At 61.9% G+C, this 15,931-nt stretch carries 13 protein-coding genes; 7 read left to right on the top strand and 6 right to left on the bottom strand.

What is annotated here, in order from left to right; genetic code table 11:
• The first annotated feature begins 1 nt into the window (after position 1).
• Positions 2–670 carry a thiaminase II gene (gene tenA, locus ACWHTU_RS06160; RefSeq protein WP_447862479.1) on the top strand — a complete coding sequence of 223 codons (669 nt, stop codon included), beginning with the start codon at positions 2–4 and terminating at the stop codon, positions 668–670.
• A 181-nt stretch (positions 671–851) separates the two neighbouring features.
• Here tenA and ACWHTU_RS06155 read toward each other — a convergent pair whose 3' ends face one another.
• Positions 852–1,439 carry a CHAP domain-containing protein gene (locus ACWHTU_RS06155; RefSeq protein ID WP_447862478.1) on the bottom strand — a complete coding sequence of 196 codons (588 nt, stop codon included), beginning with the start codon at positions 1,437–1,439 and terminating at the stop codon, positions 852–854.
• A gap of 791 nt (positions 1,440–2,230) precedes the next feature.
• On the opposite strand from ACWHTU_RS06155, the gene thiD reads away from it, so the two are divergent.
• The 4 genes from thiD to ACWHTU_RS06135 all read left to right on the top strand — a co-directional run bounded on the left by thiD (position 2,231) and on the right by ACWHTU_RS06135 (position 6,433).
• A complete protein-coding gene (thiD, locus tag ACWHTU_RS06150) occupies positions 2,231–3,022 on the top strand; it encodes a bifunctional hydroxymethylpyrimidine kinase/phosphomethylpyrimidine kinase (protein WP_447862476.1) in 792 nt (263 codons plus the stop codon).
• Between the two features lie 9 nt (positions 3,023–3,031).
• Positions 3,032–4,315 carry a hypothetical protein gene (locus tag ACWHTU_RS06145; RefSeq protein ID WP_447862474.1) on the top strand — a complete coding sequence of 428 codons (1,284 nt, stop codon included), beginning with the start codon at positions 3,032–3,034 and terminating at the stop codon, positions 4,313–4,315.
• 218 nt (positions 4,316–4,533) lie between these two features.
• On the top strand, positions 4,534–5,853 hold the full coding sequence (locus ACWHTU_RS06140; protein WP_447862473.1) for an alpha/beta hydrolase family protein: 1,320 nt from the start codon (positions 4,534–4,536) through the stop codon (positions 5,851–5,853).
• A 121-nt stretch (positions 5,854–5,974) separates the two neighbouring features.
• Entirely contained in the window at positions 5,975–6,433 is a 459-nt protein-coding gene (locus ACWHTU_RS06135) for a hypothetical protein (RefSeq protein WP_447862471.1), read from the top strand.
• Between the two features lie 37 nt (positions 6,434–6,470).
• Here ACWHTU_RS06135 and ACWHTU_RS06130 read toward each other — a convergent pair whose 3' ends face one another.
• The 5 genes from ACWHTU_RS06130 to ACWHTU_RS06110 all read right to left on the bottom strand — a co-directional run bounded on the left by ACWHTU_RS06130 (position 6,471) and on the right by ACWHTU_RS06110 (position 10,178).
• Positions 6,471–6,644 carry a hypothetical protein gene (locus tag ACWHTU_RS06130; RefSeq protein ID WP_447862469.1) on the bottom strand — a complete coding sequence of 58 codons (174 nt, stop codon included), beginning with the start codon at positions 6,642–6,644 and terminating at the stop codon, positions 6,471–6,473.
• Between the two features lie 541 nt (positions 6,645–7,185).
• Positions 7,186–8,037 carry a formylglycine-generating enzyme family protein gene (locus ACWHTU_RS06125; RefSeq protein ID WP_447862468.1) on the bottom strand — a complete coding sequence of 284 codons (852 nt, stop codon included), beginning with the start codon at positions 8,035–8,037 and terminating at the stop codon, positions 7,186–7,188.
• 28 nt (positions 8,038–8,065) lie between these two features.
• The gene (locus ACWHTU_RS06120; protein WP_447862466.1) at positions 8,066–8,722 is read right to left on the bottom strand and encodes a class I SAM-dependent methyltransferase; all 657 of its coding nucleotides are present in this window, start codon (positions 8,720–8,722) and stop codon (positions 8,066–8,068) included.
• 94 nt (positions 8,723–8,816) lie between these two features.
• The gene (locus ACWHTU_RS06115; protein ID WP_447862464.1) at positions 8,817–9,299 is read right to left on the bottom strand and encodes an MOSC domain-containing protein; all 483 of its coding nucleotides are present in this window, start codon (positions 9,297–9,299) and stop codon (positions 8,817–8,819) included.
• On the bottom strand, positions 9,300–10,178 hold the full coding sequence (locus tag ACWHTU_RS06110; protein WP_447862463.1) for a 50S ribosomal protein L11 methyltransferase: 879 nt from the start codon (positions 10,176–10,178) through the stop codon (positions 9,300–9,302). It lies immediately after the preceding gene.
• Positions 10,179–10,310: 132 nt separating this feature from the next.
• Here ACWHTU_RS06110 and ACWHTU_RS06105 point away from each other — a divergent pair, with 132 nt between their 5' ends.
• Both ACWHTU_RS06105 and ACWHTU_RS06100 read left to right on the top strand, forming a co-directional pair.
• On the top strand, positions 10,311–12,194 hold the full coding sequence (locus tag ACWHTU_RS06105) for a MutS-related protein (protein WP_447862461.1): 1,884 nt from the start codon (positions 10,311–10,313) through the stop codon (positions 12,192–12,194).
• Positions 12,195–12,269: 75 nt separating this feature from the next.
• On the top strand, positions 12,270–15,713 hold the full coding sequence (locus ACWHTU_RS06100; protein ID WP_447862459.1) for an acyl-[ACP]--phospholipid O-acyltransferase: 3,444 nt from the start codon (positions 12,270–12,272) through the stop codon (positions 15,711–15,713).
• Positions 15,714–15,931: the final 218 nt, after the last annotated feature.

Here is a 15,931-nt window from a genome sequence, read left to right as displayed (position 1 = left end):
CATGTCGTTTTCCGACCACCTTCGTCGACTGGCCAAACCAATCTGGGACGCGCAGTTCACGCATCCCTTCGTCGTCGCGCTGGGCAAGGGCACGTTGCCGGAGCGGAAGTTCAAATATTACATCCTCCAAGACGCGCGGTTTCTGGGAGATCTGTCCCGTGTGTTCGCCGCGGGTGCGCAGAAAGCGCCGGATTCCGAATCCGCCCTCCGCTTCGCCAAGTTGGCCGAGGAAACCCTTACCGTCGAACGGAGCCTGCACGAGAGTTACGGCAAACGTTGGCGAATGACGCCGCAACAGATGACGGCGGTCCCGATGGCTCCGACCAACTATGCCTACACGCGGCACCTGCTGGCGGTGGCCCAATCAGGTACCGCCGCCGAGATCACCGTGGTCGCGCTCCCTTGCGCCTGGATCTACTGCGTGGTTGGACGGCATCTTCTACAAGACGGCCCGCCGCGCGCCGGGCATCCGTATCGCGACTGGCTTCTCCTCTACGCTTCTCCGGAGTTCGCCAAGGTTCAGAAATGGATGCGGAAGAAAGTGGATGAATGGGCGAAGCGCGCGGGACGGGACGAAAGGCAGCGCATGGAGGAGGCGTTCGTGATCAGCTCGCGGTATGAATGGATGTTTTGGGAGATGGCGTGGAACGAGGAGCAGTGGCCGGTGTAACCTCGGCGGGTCCTGGCGCCGAGGCAATGAAAAGGGGAGGCAATGAAAAGGAGTCGGGAGTGTTTTCATTCCTTAGAGAGTTCACTCCAGAAGGCTAACTGCTAGCCCGGCGTCTCGCTTCGGAGACGCTCAGAAGTGCACCAATCGCAGAGAACAATCGACGTGGCGAGACACGGGAAAGCTACTGTGTGATCACGGTGCCGAAGGCGGCGAAGAGTTGGCCGGTGAGGTAGGGGATCCCATCTGAGTCGCCGAATCCTTTCCGGCGCAGATAGTCGTTGAGCACGCGCCCGTCGCTGGCGCGGTGCCTGTCCGGGCTCCTCAGGTTCATCCGGTATCGCTCAATCCCCGCTGAGACCTGGCTGACGAAAAGCACGGTGCCGTCCGGCTCGACCGTCTCCACCACGCCTACATGGGTGAGCGGATCGTTGAAGGAACCATCCCGGTTGAAATCCCAGGTGTTATGGAAGAAGACCAGGTCGCCGGGATGGACGGTCGGGCCGTAGTGGATCCGCCCGAGCCGCAGGACATGCCCATAAATGCGCCCGACGCCGTTCCCGGCGTCCAACTCCCCCAGACCGTCGTATAGATCGATCCCTTGCGCGGCATACACAGCGCGGGCCAGACCGGAGCAGTCGAACGGGAAAAGCCGGCCGTTCACTTCGATCCGCGATCTTCCAAGGAATCCAACGGCCACCTGCGCCAGCGCTTGCTGTCTGACGGTCGCCGGGCCCTTTTCGCAACAGGGTTGTCCACGCATCCGATTCATGAGGACGGCGCCGTCGCGTATCCCACCCGATCTTGTGTCCGGCCGAGGCCCCATTGCGCGATCATCCATGGCGCAGCCTTGGAGCAAAGCTGCAAGGAGAATGGCCAGGAGATAGGGCATCGGTGCCGAGGACTCGCCTGGGAAAGTCATCCCACGAAGTATAGCTCCGGACATCTGCAACAGAACACCCACCTTGCGTTTCCAGAGCACCGGCTTTCTGATAGAGTGGTTGCCGGCACACGTAGCCGATCCAGCGGGCCGACGCGTTCCTTGCATCCGGTCTTGCCGTAACTTATATTGCTCCGTCTTTGACTTTGAGATATTGCTCGCACGATCGTCCGGACTCGACGTCCCCAGCAAACAGGAAGGTGACCGTGCTTGAACATTCGTTTCGGCTGCTTGTCGTTTTGCTCGTCTACAGTGCCGCGGTGTCTTGTAGTCATCTCGGAAGCCCATACTTTCGGGACAAGATCAATGATGTGACGCAGGAGAGAGTGCTGGAACGGCATGGAGTCCCACATGACCAGCGATCACTCGCAAACGGCGGCGCGGTCTGGACCTACTATGAACGCAGCAGAGCGTCGACCGGTGACGCGAGTCCTGCAAGCGCCGACTCCTGCCGCGCGCATGTGCTGACCTTCGACGCGCAAAATGTGTTGCGAGAGTGGAAACAAGAGACCTGCCGGTGACCGTGAACGCTATCTTCCTTTCCTGATTGCCTCTCCGCGAAGTCGACTGCCGCTAGACAGTTTTCCCAGGCCGAGTATAATGAGCCCGCGCGGAGCATGGTAATGATCAAACAAGTGTTGACGATCGCCGGGTCGGACTCCGGCGGCGGAGCGGGGATTCAAGCCGACATCAAGGCCATGTCGGCGAACGGCGTGTTTGCCCTGTCGGTGATCACGGCGATCACCGCGCAGAACACCGAGGAAGTCACCGACGTGTTCGAGCTGCCCGCTTCGATCATCGCGGCTCAACTGGACGCCGTGTTCGACGACTTCGACATCGCCGCCGTGAAGACCGGGATGCTGTCGTCGGCCGAGATCATCAAGGTCGTGGTCAAGATGCTGAAACCGCAGAACGTGACGAACCTGGTCGTCGATCCGGTCATGGTGTCCAAGACCGGTCACCTGCTGCTCAAGTCCGATGCGATCGATGCGCTGAAGAATGAGCTGCTCCCGCTAGCGCTGGTCGTTACCCCCAACGTCCACGAAGCGCAACAGCTTTCCGGCATCGAAATCAGCACGCTGGCCGACGCCAGGCGCGCGGCAAAAGTGATCCACCAGTTCGGCTGCAAGCACGTGCTCATCAAAGGCGGCCACCTGCTTGCCGAACGGGCGACGGACCTCCTGTATGACGGGCGATTCTTCAATGTTTTCAAAGGAGAATACATCGACACCCCCCACACCCACGGCACCGGTTGCACCTTCGCCTCGGCAATTGCCGCGCAACTGGCGCGAGGCAAGTCCGTGCCGGACGCGGTTCAGACCGCAAAAGCCTATCTGACGGAAGCGATCCGGCACGCGCTGGCGATTGGTCACGGCAGGGGACCGACCAATCCTTTCTACTTTCTGGAGGGATGACGCTCGACAATGGCACGACCGCAGATCCGCCCGTTGGTTTTTCTGCTGACCGGTTTCGGCTGGCTGGTGCTGTCTTCGCTCTTGGGTCTGGCGATTTTTATCGGAATCGTCCGTGGAACGCCGCTCCCCTCCTGGCTCCGCCTGCTGCACGTCCACGGCGCCTTGGTCGGCGGCGTCGCCCAGATGATTTTGGGCGCAATGCTGGCGTTCATCCCACCGCTCCTCATGACGGGGCGTGAACGCCCCGGTTCGCATCCGTTTCTGTACCTCGCCGTCAACGGCGGGGCCGTCGGGATGCTGGCCGGTTTCGCGCTGCAACACTACCTGATCGTCGGCGTCGCCGGGCTGTTGGTCTTCGCAGCCTTTGTCTCATTGGCGAGCGACGCGCTCAGACAAGCGCGTCGCAGCCTGAACTCGCCTTCTCTGAATCTCCTCTTCTACGGGTTGGCGCTGCTGGCGTTATTCGCCGGACTGGCGGTGGGAGAAGGGATGGCGTTTCAACTTTTCGCTCCGACTTCCGTCGCCCACGCTCGATTGGCCCATATTCACCTTAACTTGTTGGGCTTCGTCGTGCTGACTATTGTGGGCACCATGCACAATCTGCTGCCGACGGTGCTGCAGGCTTCGCTCTACAGCGCTGTTCTCGCCCGCGCGGTCTTCCTGCTGTTGCCCGCGGGCATCGCCACACTGGTCACGGGGTTTTTCCTCTCCTCGCTCTGGACGGAGATCGCCGGGGGCGGCGTGTTGGTCGTCGGAGCCTCGCTCTATGCCTACAACATGCTGCGGACCTGGCTTGCAGCCGGCAAACCAGGCGGCGCCGCTTCGGATCATCTGCTCGTCGCCACGTTTTTTCTCCTTCTCGCCGTCATCATGGGCGTCCTTGTGACGGTGAACTACCTGTGGGACCCGCCGGCGGCTCCTTTCGGCACCTTGCATCTGGTCGCCTATACCCATATGGCGCTCGTCGGGTTCGTCCTCCAAACCATCTTCGGCGCGCTGTCGCACCTGTTGCCGGTGAGTTTGGCAGTGACACGGGTGGCGAGCAACAAAAAGCGCGGTCCCTACCTGGAACGGCTCACACAGATCGTCGATCGTTGGCGCGCGATCCAGATCGGCGCTCTGAGTCTGGGAACGCTGGGCTTGGCCGTGGTGGCCTCTCTCACCTGGAGCCTCCCGCTCGGTTCGCTCGCCGTTCAAGCCGCCGCATGGGCCAGCTTTAGTTTGCTGTTGCTGAGTTTTTTCCTGTTCGCGGTGAAGATCGGCCACCTGCTGGGCGCGCGCCCGGCAGTGTAACGGAGCGGACTTTCCCGAACGTCCTTCGCTTGAACTTCGCCATGATCCTGGTCACTGCGCGCCCGGTGTTCAATATTCCGTTCAAGAGCCTGCAGGAAGTCATCGCAACAAGAGAACTTTTGCCCACCGTCCGGTGATCACTGAAAAAATGACGCCATGAGAAGCCTGCACCGAATCGTCAGGACCGCATTCGTGGTCGCCGTCGTCATGGCGCGACCTTGTTCGGCTGCGCCGCCCAATTCGATAAACCACGGAAGCCCAAGTCCACACTGTTCATCGGCGTAGACGCCAACGGTTCATTCGGACAGTCGGGCCACTACGACAGCGCCTTGTTGTTCCTCGCCCATTACATTTACGGCCACCTCAACGAGTTGGGCGAGTTGGATAGGCCGCAGGCGTTGTTCGTCGCCGGCGTCGGGGGCAAGAATCTCAACGAGCCGAAAGCCTTTCACCCGATCCACGACTTCGAAGGCAAGGATGTGACCGGCATCGAAGCGGATCTCCGCACCTGGCTTCCTCCCACGGACACCGTCACGGACTTCAAGCCTTTTTTCCGGGAAGTCGCTCGCATCACCAAAGCAAGGAAAAACTGCAGCCAGGCGCGGACCTGCATGAACAGAAGCAGTTCTGGAAGTGGCGGCGCAATACTGTCGATTTCCGCGTCCACTCCGGAACGGTCTAATTCCAGAGCGGTCCCCTCGCACGCCGGCCGGACAAGCCTATTCCAGGTCTGGTACAATACCTTCGTGGAACAGGCTCTTTTCTTTTCCGACCCTTACCGCCGCAAGGTTGCCGCGATCCTTGCGATACCCGAGCAACCGACCGACCGCATCGTCGTGCTGTGCCACGGGTTTCTCTCTCACAAGAACAGCACAACCAACACGACACTCACCCGCCTCCTGACGGACAAGGGCATCGCGACGTTCCGGTTCGATTTTTGCGGCATGGGCGAAAGCGCCGGCCCGTTCGAAGACATCACGGTTGCGGCGGCTGTCGGCCAGGCGCTTGCCGCCCTCGAGTGCGTGGCCAATCGAGGGTTCCGCCGCATCGGACTGGTCGGCTCCAGTTTCGGAGGGTTGGTATCCATCCTCGCTGCATCGCGCTGGCCAGGGACAGCCGGGTCGCGTTTGGCTTGCCTGGCGCTGAAGTGTCCGGTCGTGGATTTCGCGGAGGAATTACGGCTGGAATTCGGCGACGACGAGATGGCGAAGTGGAAAACGACCGACACCATCCCCAACATCCTGGGCGGGTCCGGTCGAATCCCACTGCGTTACGCTTTTTACGAAGACTGCTTGCGGCACATCGTCTATGATCCGGCTGCCTCCATTACGGCACCGACTCTGATCGTCCAGGGGGACCAGGACGAACATGTGCCGCCGCATCAAAGCCGCCGTCTGTACGCGGCGCTGCGGATCGAAAAGTGTTTGGAGATTGTGCCCGGCGCCGATCACCAGTTCACCAAGGCGGAAGACTTCCGTACTATGACGCAGTTGATTTCGGAATGGCTGATCCGTTACCTGTCGCGAGTTGAAGAGTAGCCTCATCAGCCTTCGGCCACACGCGCAGCAGGAAACGAGCCGATAGCCAGCAGCGAAGAATCCAAAGCTATTGGCTGTTTGCTGCCGGCTACTCGCATTTTCGCAGCAAAGGACGCCTGATATGCCGGCTCTAGGGGAAGGACAACTGGAGGTGCTGAAAATCCTGTACCCGTGGTACAAGGAGGAAGTGTTTCGCCGGAGAGAACAGATGATGCGTCTGACCGCCTTTGCCAGCGCCTTCCTCGTGCTGCTGCTCGTGACCATGTTGGCCGTCCCGGACGGGCCTCGCCGAGACGGGACCGGGATGTTGTTCGCCGTGACCGGCGTGACGCTGTTCTCGGGCGTCTTCGGCTATTTGATCCTCCAGCAGTGCGACCGTCACCGGATGGCCAAACAAGCGCTCATCGAGATCGAGCGGGCGCTCGGCCTCTACGAAGAAGGCCTCTACCTGCCGGACAAATCCCTCTATCCGGAAGGCTGGCAGACGGCCTGGTTGGGTGATCGCAGCGTCACCGTCTACCTTTCGGTACTGACTGCGCTGACCGTGCTGGTCATCGCGGCCGTCCTTCTTCGTACCTGATCTTCATCCACTTGCTCGCGCTCACAAATTCTCTGCTTCACCCAACTCCGTACCAGCCGGTCCCCAACCGCAGGGATATTCCTCCAGTCAGACACGGCACTTTGCCCGGCGGATGGTCGACGGCAGGCGCGGCTAAACAAATCAGCCGCTTGAATTCCGAAGAAAACAACGGCATGACGATAACGATCTTTTTCCGGCTTAAGTCGGGCATGCGTGTTGCTCAGTGTGATGCGGATTTTTCAATGCCGTTCTCGAAGGGAAGTCGGGTGCTGGGCAGGAAGACACGGAGAAGTTGTCGCCTGATATTGATTGCGATGACTCTTGCCTACTCGCACAGCGGTTGGGCCGGCGAGCGGCCCTTGTCATTGATCAGGCCCGCCGCCTTGCCGCCACAGCCGGCCGTTTCCACCCTGCTGCTGCCGGTAGGAGACGGGGGCGGAACCCGCAGTTTGATTCACCGGCCGCCGATCGTCCAGACGCAGGAATTGCGGCCGGCAGCGCCTAGGAGAACCACGCCACATCAGCCGCATCGCCTCATCCTGCAGCCGCCGATTTTACCGCTGCCGGACCCGCCGAGCCTAACCGGCCCTTCGAAGCCGCTCAGCCGGAAATTGATTGATACAATGGCCTCCCACAAGCGGGCTCTTCTGACACCCATCCATCCCTTTCAGCCCTTTAAGGAAGAAATGGGAGGGAGGGTAGCGATGTTAAGCCCCCGGGGTAGCCCCCGAAAGGCCAGACAGGACAAGAAATTAGGAAGGTGAACCGGATTTCACGCAACGAAAGCCGGTAAAGCTGTTCTGCGTGGTCGGAGGCAGTTTGAACCGACCGTAGGTCAGAAGATACTTGGGCAAATCGGACCACGAACCGCCGCGCAGGACTTTGAATTGTCCCTGCTCGGGCCCCTGCGGGTTGCGTTCGGGGCTGACTTCGTAATAGTTCGCTCCGTACCAGTCCTGCACCCATTCCCAGACGTTGCCCGCCATGTCATAGAGCCCGTACGGGCTTACACCCTGCTTGTAGTGGCCCACCGGCATAAGGACCTGGCTGTAGCTGAACCGCGCGCCCAGCGCGAAATTGGCCAAGGACGCCGTCGGCGTCTGGTTCCCCCAGGGATAGAGGCGCTCGTCCGTCCCCCGCGCCGCTTTTTCCCATTCCGCTTCCGTCGGCAGCCGCTTGCCGGCCCAGCGGCAATACGCTTCGGCATCTTCCCAATCCACGCCGATCACCGGCCGGTCACCGTGGACGGACAGGTCCACGGTCTCCCACTGCCAGGGCGGCTGGCGCTTGGTTGCAGCCAAAAACCGCGCGTACTGGGCGGTGCTGACTTCGAACAGATCCATCGAATAGGTATCCAGCCAGACACGATGGCGAGGACGCTCGTCCTCCAAAGCCTCGGTCCCATCGCGCCCCATCCAGAACGGTCCCTCCGGGATCAATGCCATAGGCGTCTCTTCAACGGCCGGCGCAGCGGCGTCTTTTTTCAGCTTGCGGAGCCGGTCGAGCTGAGCCTCGCCCAAACCCCACCAGCACATCACGACCAGCAGCGCAAGGCACAAAGCAACCGGGAGAATCTTCCTGATCCCCAACCGTGCATTCATCATTCAAAATCCAGAACTTATAAAATTGTTTTCAGATCCTCCCTCTCACCACCCAGTGCCGGTCATCGATCACATCGACCAGCAGACGGGTCAGATTCAATTCGGCTAATTGTGCGGCGACCTCATCCTCAGTGAACGCCGCCCGCAGCGAGTTATAAAAGTCCCGCCGCAGGATCGCCGACTCACCCGCGGCGTACCGATCGACGATGGCCTGGGCCGCCTCCGGCGACTCGGGCCGGAACAGATCCATCACCAGCACGCAGCCGCCGGGTTTGACCACTTGCTTGAGCTTGTACCAGAACTGCAGGGGATTCGGGAGATGGTGCAGCAAGCTGTTGGAGACAGCAGCCTCGGCCGGCTCCGGCAACGTCACCTGTTGAATGCGTTCACACCGCAGCGTAATGCGATCCGCCAAACCGGCCGCCTGCACGGCTTCGCGGGCCAGACAGATCATGGGAGGCGACGCGTCCACACCGGTCACGCGGCACCGCGGCAAGGCGCGGGCCAGGCGAATGGGAATATCGGCCGGCCCGCACCCCAAGTCCAGTATATGGCCTTCTGTCAGATCAGAGAAATATTCCCGGAACAGCGCGACGAAGGTTTGATTCTCCTTCTCGAAATTCGCCCGTGCATAGGCTGCCGCCTGCTCGGGATCGTCCATGATTTCGGGTTCGAGAATCCGATCCATGCTCTCCCAGCCATCGGTTATCAGCTATCGGCTTTCAACCACCAGCTCGGAATCGGACTCGCTGACCTCCGGCTGAACGCTGATGGCTGACAGCTCATTCGATGGAAACAGGGTCCCCGGTCCGCACCGTTCCTTCAGCCAGCACCTTCGCATATAACCGGCTCCAGCCCGGATGGCGCTTGTGCGAGATCCGTTTGTAGTCCCCGTTCAGAAACCAGCGGGCGTTCTGTTCACAGGGCACCGTATAGCCAGTGATCTCCAGCCTTACCTGCTCACCGACCCTCAACCGGTCGCCCGGTTTCAGTTGAGCCCAGTCCAACCCGGCCAATGTGAGATTTTCGCCGGCCGAGCCGGGTGCGATCGAATGCCCCTCCGCCCGCAGCGCTTCGATGACTTCCAGCGAGTACAGACAAACCGCCCGCTCCGGCCCTCCATGAATTTTCGGACTGCGCTGACGGTCGCCGCTCACCCCGCGGACACTGATGCGCGCCTCGGACACCGGATGTTTCGGCACCCCGCCGTCGGAGACGTTGATTTGATGAAGGTGCGGAACAACCGGCTGCACCGGACGGTCCATTCAGTCATTCCCCGCGCACGCATCCGGAGCTAGCATTTCCAGCGCCAGCCAACCGTCCCGCTCGCGCACGCACGCGACATACCCGCCCACAGCGGTGAAGGCGTCGACGACCTCCGCCTGCTGATCGACCAAGACCCCGGAAAGCAACACCCTGGCGCCACGGCGCAGGTACGGACCGAACGCCGGGGCCGAGTCGACCAGCGTGCCTCGATCGAGATTTGCGAGAACCCAGTCATACCCCGGATGTCGCCGCGGATCCAACTCCTCCAGCGCGGTGGTCTTCAGCTCCAACTCCGAACCGAAGCCGTTCACGACCGCGTACTCGCGCGCGCAGTCCACGGCAATCGGGTCGGTATCGATCCCCAGGGCCCGGCTGGCGCCGAGCCGGAGGGCAACCATCGCCAGGACGCCGCTTCCTGTCCCCACATCCAACACGGACTCGCCGCCACGAATGACCTCCTCCAACCTTTCGATCAACATCCGGGTGGTGGCGTGATGCCCGGTGCCGAAGGCCTGTTTCGGATCGATGATCAGTTCGATGTCGTCGGACTGAAGCTCCGTGCGCCGCCAGCTCGGCCGGATCACGACGCGCCGACCAACGCGGATCGCCTCGACGGACTGCGCCCAGAGCCGGTTCCAATCCCGATCCGGCAGCCGATCGATCGTCATTCGCTCTTCCACTTCCCGCTCGCCGAGATCCTTCAATACCGCCCGCAGGTTCTGCAAGATATCAGGATTCCAGCGTGCGACCGGCCAATACAAATGGATCACGTCGGGCTCCTGCCACGCGCCTTGAACGGCCGGATCGTTCAACAACGAGACCAATTCCCCCGCATCGACCGACGACCGGATCCGCACTTCAACCCATTCGTTCGTCATCGGGTTCACCTACCCACTATCGCCCAGTACCTCTCATCTGGTCGCCCATACCCTCGGCTGCGGTTTCGATCGCTCGCGATCGGCTCGGCTTCGCTGTTGACCTGATGCCCTGCAACCAGTATCGTCGCCGGCATGCCATTAGCGACGAATCGGGATCCAACCAACCCCAATCGCGAGCGCCTGCTGCAACGGCTGGTAGGTAGGCTCGACCGCCTGCACCAACGGGGTACGGTCGCCAGCAACTTCGTGACCCGGTGGCGGCTCGCAATCTTCGTGGCCGGGGCACTCTGCACGATCATTTCTTACAAACTCGGCTGGTACCATATTGGCAACACGGCGCTGGCGGTATTCATCGCCGTGTTCGCCGCAGTGGCGCGGTATCATAACAGGCTCGAAGAGCGCTTGCATCGCCTGCGGCTGTGGCGAGAGATCAAACGGACCCATCTGGCCCGCGTGACCCTTGATTGGGATAAGATTCCGGCCCGGCCGACACCGCCGATCGACCAACATCCCTATGCCCTCGACTTGGATCTCATCGGTCCGCACTCGCTTTTGCATTTGCTTGACACGACGGTGTCGTCGAACGGCCGCGAGCGACTCTCGGCTTGGTTGCTGTCCCAGCCGTTCGATCCCGCCGGGTTAGTCACCCGGCAGCGGCTCGTCGGAGAACTCGCCTCGCTGTCATTGTTCCGGGACCGGGTGGTTCTCGAAGCGAAACTGGTCGGGGACGACAAGGAAATCAACGGCCGACGACTGCACGCCGGCCTGTGCGCCCCCGTCCATTTTCCCGCTCTCAGCACTCTGCTGGGTATTCAGACCGGGCTGGCGGCGACCACCCTGCTGCTGGCGTTGGGATCCGTTTTGCACTGGCTGCCGAATTATTGGATGCTATCGTTCGGCACTTATGCGCTAGTGCACATGCTGTTCGCGGGGCGCGGCAAGGAAATCTTCGAGAAAGCCGTCGGCATCCATCTCCAATTGGAGAAACTGGGCAGAGTCTTCGCCTCTCTCGAACACCGATCCTATCGCGCCGCGCCCGCGCTGGGTCGTTTGTGCGAACCGCTCTTGGGCGGGGATTTGAAGCCCTCCGACGCGATCCGCCGCGCCGCCGCGATCATGCACAGACTCAGCGTGCGCGCCAATCCGGTGATTCATCTGGTCATCAACGCCATCGGCCCCTGGGATTTGTTTTACGCGCAGAAACTCCGACGCTTGCAACGTCTCATCCAGTCTCGCCTGCCTCTTTGGCTCGAGACGCTGGCGGAACTGGAGGCCGCCTCAGCCCTCGCCACCTTCGCGTATCTGCACCCGGAGCATTCATGGCCCGTTCCGGCTTTTTCGCCCGAGGCGGCGGAGCACAACGGCTATCCGGCGACGTTGGTCGCCCGCGGACTCGGCCACCCCTTGCTCCGACCGGACCGGCGTATCGCAAATGATCTGGATTTGCGCGGAGCCGGGCGGATCGTCCTGATCACCGGTTCCAACATGTCCGGCAAGAGCACCTTCTTGCGGACCGTCGGGGTCAATGTGTGTTTAGCACAGGCCGGCGCTCCGGTCTGCGCCGACTGGTTCGAATGGAGTTGGGTGCGGCTGGCCTGTTGCATTCGGGTGGATGATTCGTTGGAAGCGGGCCTTTCTTTCTTTTACGCGGAGGTGAAGCGCCTCAAAACCATCCTCGACGAGACGCACACCCGGTCGGCGCCGCCGGTGCTCTTTCTGATCGATGAAATCTTTAAAGGCACCAACAACCGGGAACGATTGATCGGCAGTCGCGCCTATATCAATGCGTTGGCCCGCGGCAACGGCTTCGGATTGGTGACCACCCACGATTTGGAGTTGACCGAGTTGGAACAGCAGATCCCCCGTCTGACCAATGCGCACTTTCAGGAAACCGTCGCGGCCGGCACCCTCAAGTTCGACTACCAGCTCCGCCCCGGCCCCTGCCCTACCACCAACGCGCTCCGCATCATGGCGCTCGAAGGGTTGCCGGTAGAGGACACGCGGTTGCCGTCATGAGGCAAGCTGGTTGCTGCGTGCGCGGGGCGATGCCTCTCCTTTGATCTTTCCGCAAAGTTCCTCCATAGTAATGGCATGCATTGTACGGACAGGCCCGCTGCGCACCGCCATCCCCTTCGCGGCCTGTTGATCGCCCAATTCTGCGGCGCGTTTAACGACAACGCGTGGAAGCTGATCGTGGCGCTGCTGGGGATCAAGGCCGTCGCAGCGAAGATCGGCTCGTCGGGACCGGCGTTTGAGGCCGCCGCCCAGACGCACACCACAGTAGCCTTTGTCGCGATCACCCTCCCGTTGATGCTCGTCTCCCTGATCGCCGGCGTGGTGGCCGACCGTCTCAGCAAACGCACCGTCATTATCGCCATGAAGGCCGCCGAAGTGTTGCTCATGGCGGCAGGCGCAGTCGTGCTGTTGATCAATCCTTCCACAATCGTCTGGCCTCTCTTCATTCTGGGGCTCATGGGCGTCCACAGCGCGCTCTTCAGCCCGGCCAAGTATGGGATTCTGCCGGAGGTGCTGCCGCACGAACGCCTGTCGGCTGGCAACGGCGCCCTGGAACTCTGCACGTTCCTAGCTATCATCCTGGGCACGGCGGCGGGCGGCGTGTTGCTGGATCTCGTTGATCCTTCGCCCTGGAAAGCCGGACTGCTCCTTGCGGTGTGCGCCGGAGTGGGCTTTGTCGCCTCCTGGACGGTTCCTCGCGTTCCTCCGGCGCGATCAGAAGGCGGGCTCGCCGCGACGATCCAAGGAGCCTGGTCCGCTCTCCGGGCGGATTGCATGCTGAAACTCGCCGTCGCAGGCGCCGTCTTCTTCTGGACAGTTGCCAGCCTGGCCGGCCAGGACATGCTGGTCTACGCCAAGGCCGCGCTCGGCCTCTCCGACAGCTTCTCAGGCGCGCCGTTGGCGGTGTTTGCCGTCGGCGTCGGAGGCGGCGCCTTCCTCGCGGGACGGTTGTCGGCCGCAAAGGTGGAGTACGGTCTGATTCCGCTGGGTGCTGGCGGCTTGGCCCTGTTCCTGGGCCTGCTCGGATCGATCACGCCGAGCCTGCTGCGGACGCTCGTCCTCATGGCGCTGCTCGGCGTGTCGAGCGGATTGCTCATCGTGCCGATCAACGCGCTGATCCAGTGGCGGTCGCCAGGGGATCGGCGCGGAGCCGTGATCGCGCTCAGCAACAGCTTCATCTTCGGCGGCATTCTCATCGGCTCGCTGGCCGCGGAAGCCTTGTCTCGAACCGGATTTTCACCCGGCAGCATCCTCCTCGTCGCGTCGCTGGCGACCGTCGCAGGAACGGCCTGGGCCCTGCGGCTCTTGCCGGACGCCTTCCTTCGGCTCATCCTGGTGTTGCTCACCCACAGCCTGTACCGGCTGCGCGTCGTCGGACGGGAGCACGTTCCTCAGGAAGGCGGGGCGTTGCTCGTTCCCAACCATATCTCGTTCGTGGACGGATTCCTCCTCATGGCCAGCCTGGACCGGCCGATCCGCTTTGTGATCGACGCCGCCTATGTCAACCATCCGCTGCTCAAGCCCTTCATGCGGGCCATGCGGGTGATTCCGATTTCCTCCTCCGGCGGGCCGCGCATGATCCTCCATGCGTTCCGCGAAGCGGGCCGGTCGCTGGACGAGGGCGACCTCGTCTGCCTGTTCCCCGAGGGCCAGATCACACGCACCGGCGTGATGTTGCCGTTCCGCCGGGGATTCGAACGGGTCGTGAAAGGCCGCATGATCCCGATCATCCCGGTCCATCTCGACCGCCTTTGGGGCAGCATCTTCAGTTACGTTGGCGGCCGTTTCCTGACCAAATGGCCGGAACGGATACCCTATCCGGTTACCGTTTCCTTCGGCCAGCCTCTGTCGCCTGACACTCCGGCGTATCAGGTGCGGCAGGCCGTCCAAGAGCTGGGCGAAACCGCCTGGAGGCTGCGCAAGCCGGATTGCCAGCCGTTGCACCGGCGCTTCATTCGCGCAATGCGCCGGCACCCGTTCCGCTTCGCCATGGCCGACGCCACGCGGCCCCGCGTCACGTGCCTTCAGGCGTTGATCGGCGCCATCGCCCTCGCGCGGGCGTTGCGCCCGCATTGGGACAACCAACCGCACGTCGGGCTACTGCTCCCACCGTCGGTCGGGGGCGCGCTCGCGAACGCGGCCGCCACGCTCTGTGGGAAAGCCAGCGTGAATCTCAACTATACGGTCGGCCGAGCCGGATTGGAGTCCGCCTGCCGGCAGGCCGGCCTGCGCACCGTCGTCACCAGCCGTCGTTTCGTGGAGAAAGCCAAACTGGACGTGCCGGAGGGCGTGACCCTCATCTGGCTGGAAGATCTCGTCAAGACAATCGGACGAGGTCGGCGGCTTGCGGCGTTGTTGCTCGCAATCCTCGCACCCGCTCGCATCATCGAGCTCGCCTGCGGCCAGTCGCAAACAGTCAGCATGGACGATCTCGCGACGATCATCTTCAGCAGCGGCAGCACCGGTGAGCCGAAAGGCGTCATGCTCTCCCACTTCAGCATCGACTCCAACGTGGACGGGGCAGCCCAGGTTCTGCACGTGGATCGAAACGACGTGGCCTTGGGTATCCTCCCGTTTTTTCACTCGTTCGGCTATCTGATCTTTTGGTTCGTCGTCACCCGCGGCGTGGGCATCGTGTTTCACCCTTCCCCGCTCGACGCCGCCGCGATCGGCGACCTGATCGCCCGCTACCGCGTCACCTTGCTCGTTACCACGCCCACTTTCCTCCAACTGTATTACCGTCGGTGCACGCCGGAGCAGTTGAGCACACTGCGCGTCATTATCACCGGGGCGGAGAAGCTGCCCGAGAAATTCGCCCGGGCGTTCTACGACCGGTTCGGCATCATGCCGGTGGAGGGCTACGGGGTCACCGAATGCGCGCCGGTCATTTCGACGAACGTGCCCGATTTTCGAGCCTCGGGCTTTTTCCAACCAGGGTCGCGCCGAGGCACCGTCGGACAGCCGCTCCCCGGAGTCTGCGTCCGCATCGTGGATCCCGATACGTTCCAGCCGTTGCCTCCCAATACCCCCGGTATGCTCCTGGTCAAGGGAGCCAATGTCATGAGCGGATATCTCGGCCGTGATGACCTCACAGCCAAAGCCATGCGGGACGGATGGTACGTCACAGGCGACATCGCCCAAGTGGACGAAGACGGCTTCATCACCATCACCGACCGGCTCTCCCGTTTCTCGAAGATCGGCGGCGAAATGGTGCCTCACGGACGGGTGGAGGAAGCCTTGCACGAGGCGGCTGGTGTCGACGGCCAAGTCTTCGCCGTCACGAGCATCCCGGACGAACGCAAGGGCGAGCAGTTGGCGGTGCTGCACACGCTGGACGAAAGGATGATTCCAGAAATTCTGGACAAGGTCGCGGCGACCGGCCTCTCCAACTTGTTCATCCCGCGTCGGGATCACTTCATCAAAGTGGACGCGCTGCCCGTGTTGGGCACCGGCAAACTGGACCTGCGCGCGCTCAAGCGTATCGCAATGGAACGGCTCGGTTCGAAGACCTCGGTCTAGCCGTTCGACCAAGAGGCAGGTTCCCATGGCCGGACCGCTGCATGATTCGCTTCCTATCCGTCCAAAGACGCCGGAGGCTCTATGCCGAGGAGAAGAAAAGGGTCGGGAGTCTTTTCATGTGCCCCGGTGGCTCTTGCTCATCTACGCCATGCTGATCATTCACGAGGTCGCTTAGGCAAGAACACTGTAAGGGGCCCGTAACACTGAGCGTAGTCGCA

Source organism: Nitrospira calida (assembly GCF_976986435.1).
This window is presented reverse-complemented; position numbering and strand designations above follow the sequence as displayed.

Excerpts from the sequence above, each read along its gene's own strand:
- tenA (WP_447862479.1), top strand. The coding sequence starts at position 2 with ATGTCGTTTTCCGACCACCTTCGTCGACTGGCCAAACCAATCTGGGAC.
- ACWHTU_RS06155 (WP_447862478.1), bottom strand. The coding sequence starts at position 1,439 with ATGAATCGGATGCGTGGACAACCCTGTTGCGAAAAGGGCCCGGCGACC.
- thiD (WP_447862476.1), top strand. The coding sequence starts at position 2,231 with ATGATCAAACAAGTGTTGACGATCGCCGGGTCGGACTCCGGCGGCGGA.
- ACWHTU_RS06145 (WP_447862474.1), top strand. The coding sequence starts at position 3,032 with ATGGCACGACCGCAGATCCGCCCGTTGGTTTTTCTGCTGACCGGTTTC.
- ACWHTU_RS06135 (WP_447862471.1), top strand. The coding sequence starts at position 5,975 with ATGCCGGCTCTAGGGGAAGGACAACTGGAGGTGCTGAAAATCCTGTAC.
- ACWHTU_RS06130 (WP_447862469.1), bottom strand. The coding sequence starts at position 6,644 with ATGCCCGACTTAAGCCGGAAAAAGATCGTTATCGTCATGCCGTTGTTT.
- ACWHTU_RS06125 (WP_447862468.1), bottom strand. The coding sequence starts at position 8,037 with ATGATGAATGCACGGTTGGGGATCAGGAAGATTCTCCCGGTTGCTTTG.
- ACWHTU_RS06120 (WP_447862466.1), bottom strand. The coding sequence starts at position 8,722 with ATGGATCGGATTCTCGAACCCGAAATCATGGACGATCCCGAGCAGGCG.
- ACWHTU_RS06115 (WP_447862464.1), bottom strand. The coding sequence starts at position 9,299 with ATGGACCGTCCGGTGCAGCCGGTTGTTCCGCACCTTCATCAAATCAAC.
- ACWHTU_RS06110 (WP_447862463.1), bottom strand. The coding sequence starts at position 10,178 with ATGACGAACGAATGGGTTGAAGTGCGGATCCGGTCGTCGGTCGATGCG.
- ACWHTU_RS06105 (WP_447862461.1), top strand. The coding sequence starts at position 10,311 with ATGCCATTAGCGACGAATCGGGATCCAACCAACCCCAATCGCGAGCGC.
- ACWHTU_RS06100 (WP_447862459.1), top strand. The coding sequence starts at position 12,270 with ATGCATTGTACGGACAGGCCCGCTGCGCACCGCCATCCCCTTCGCGGC.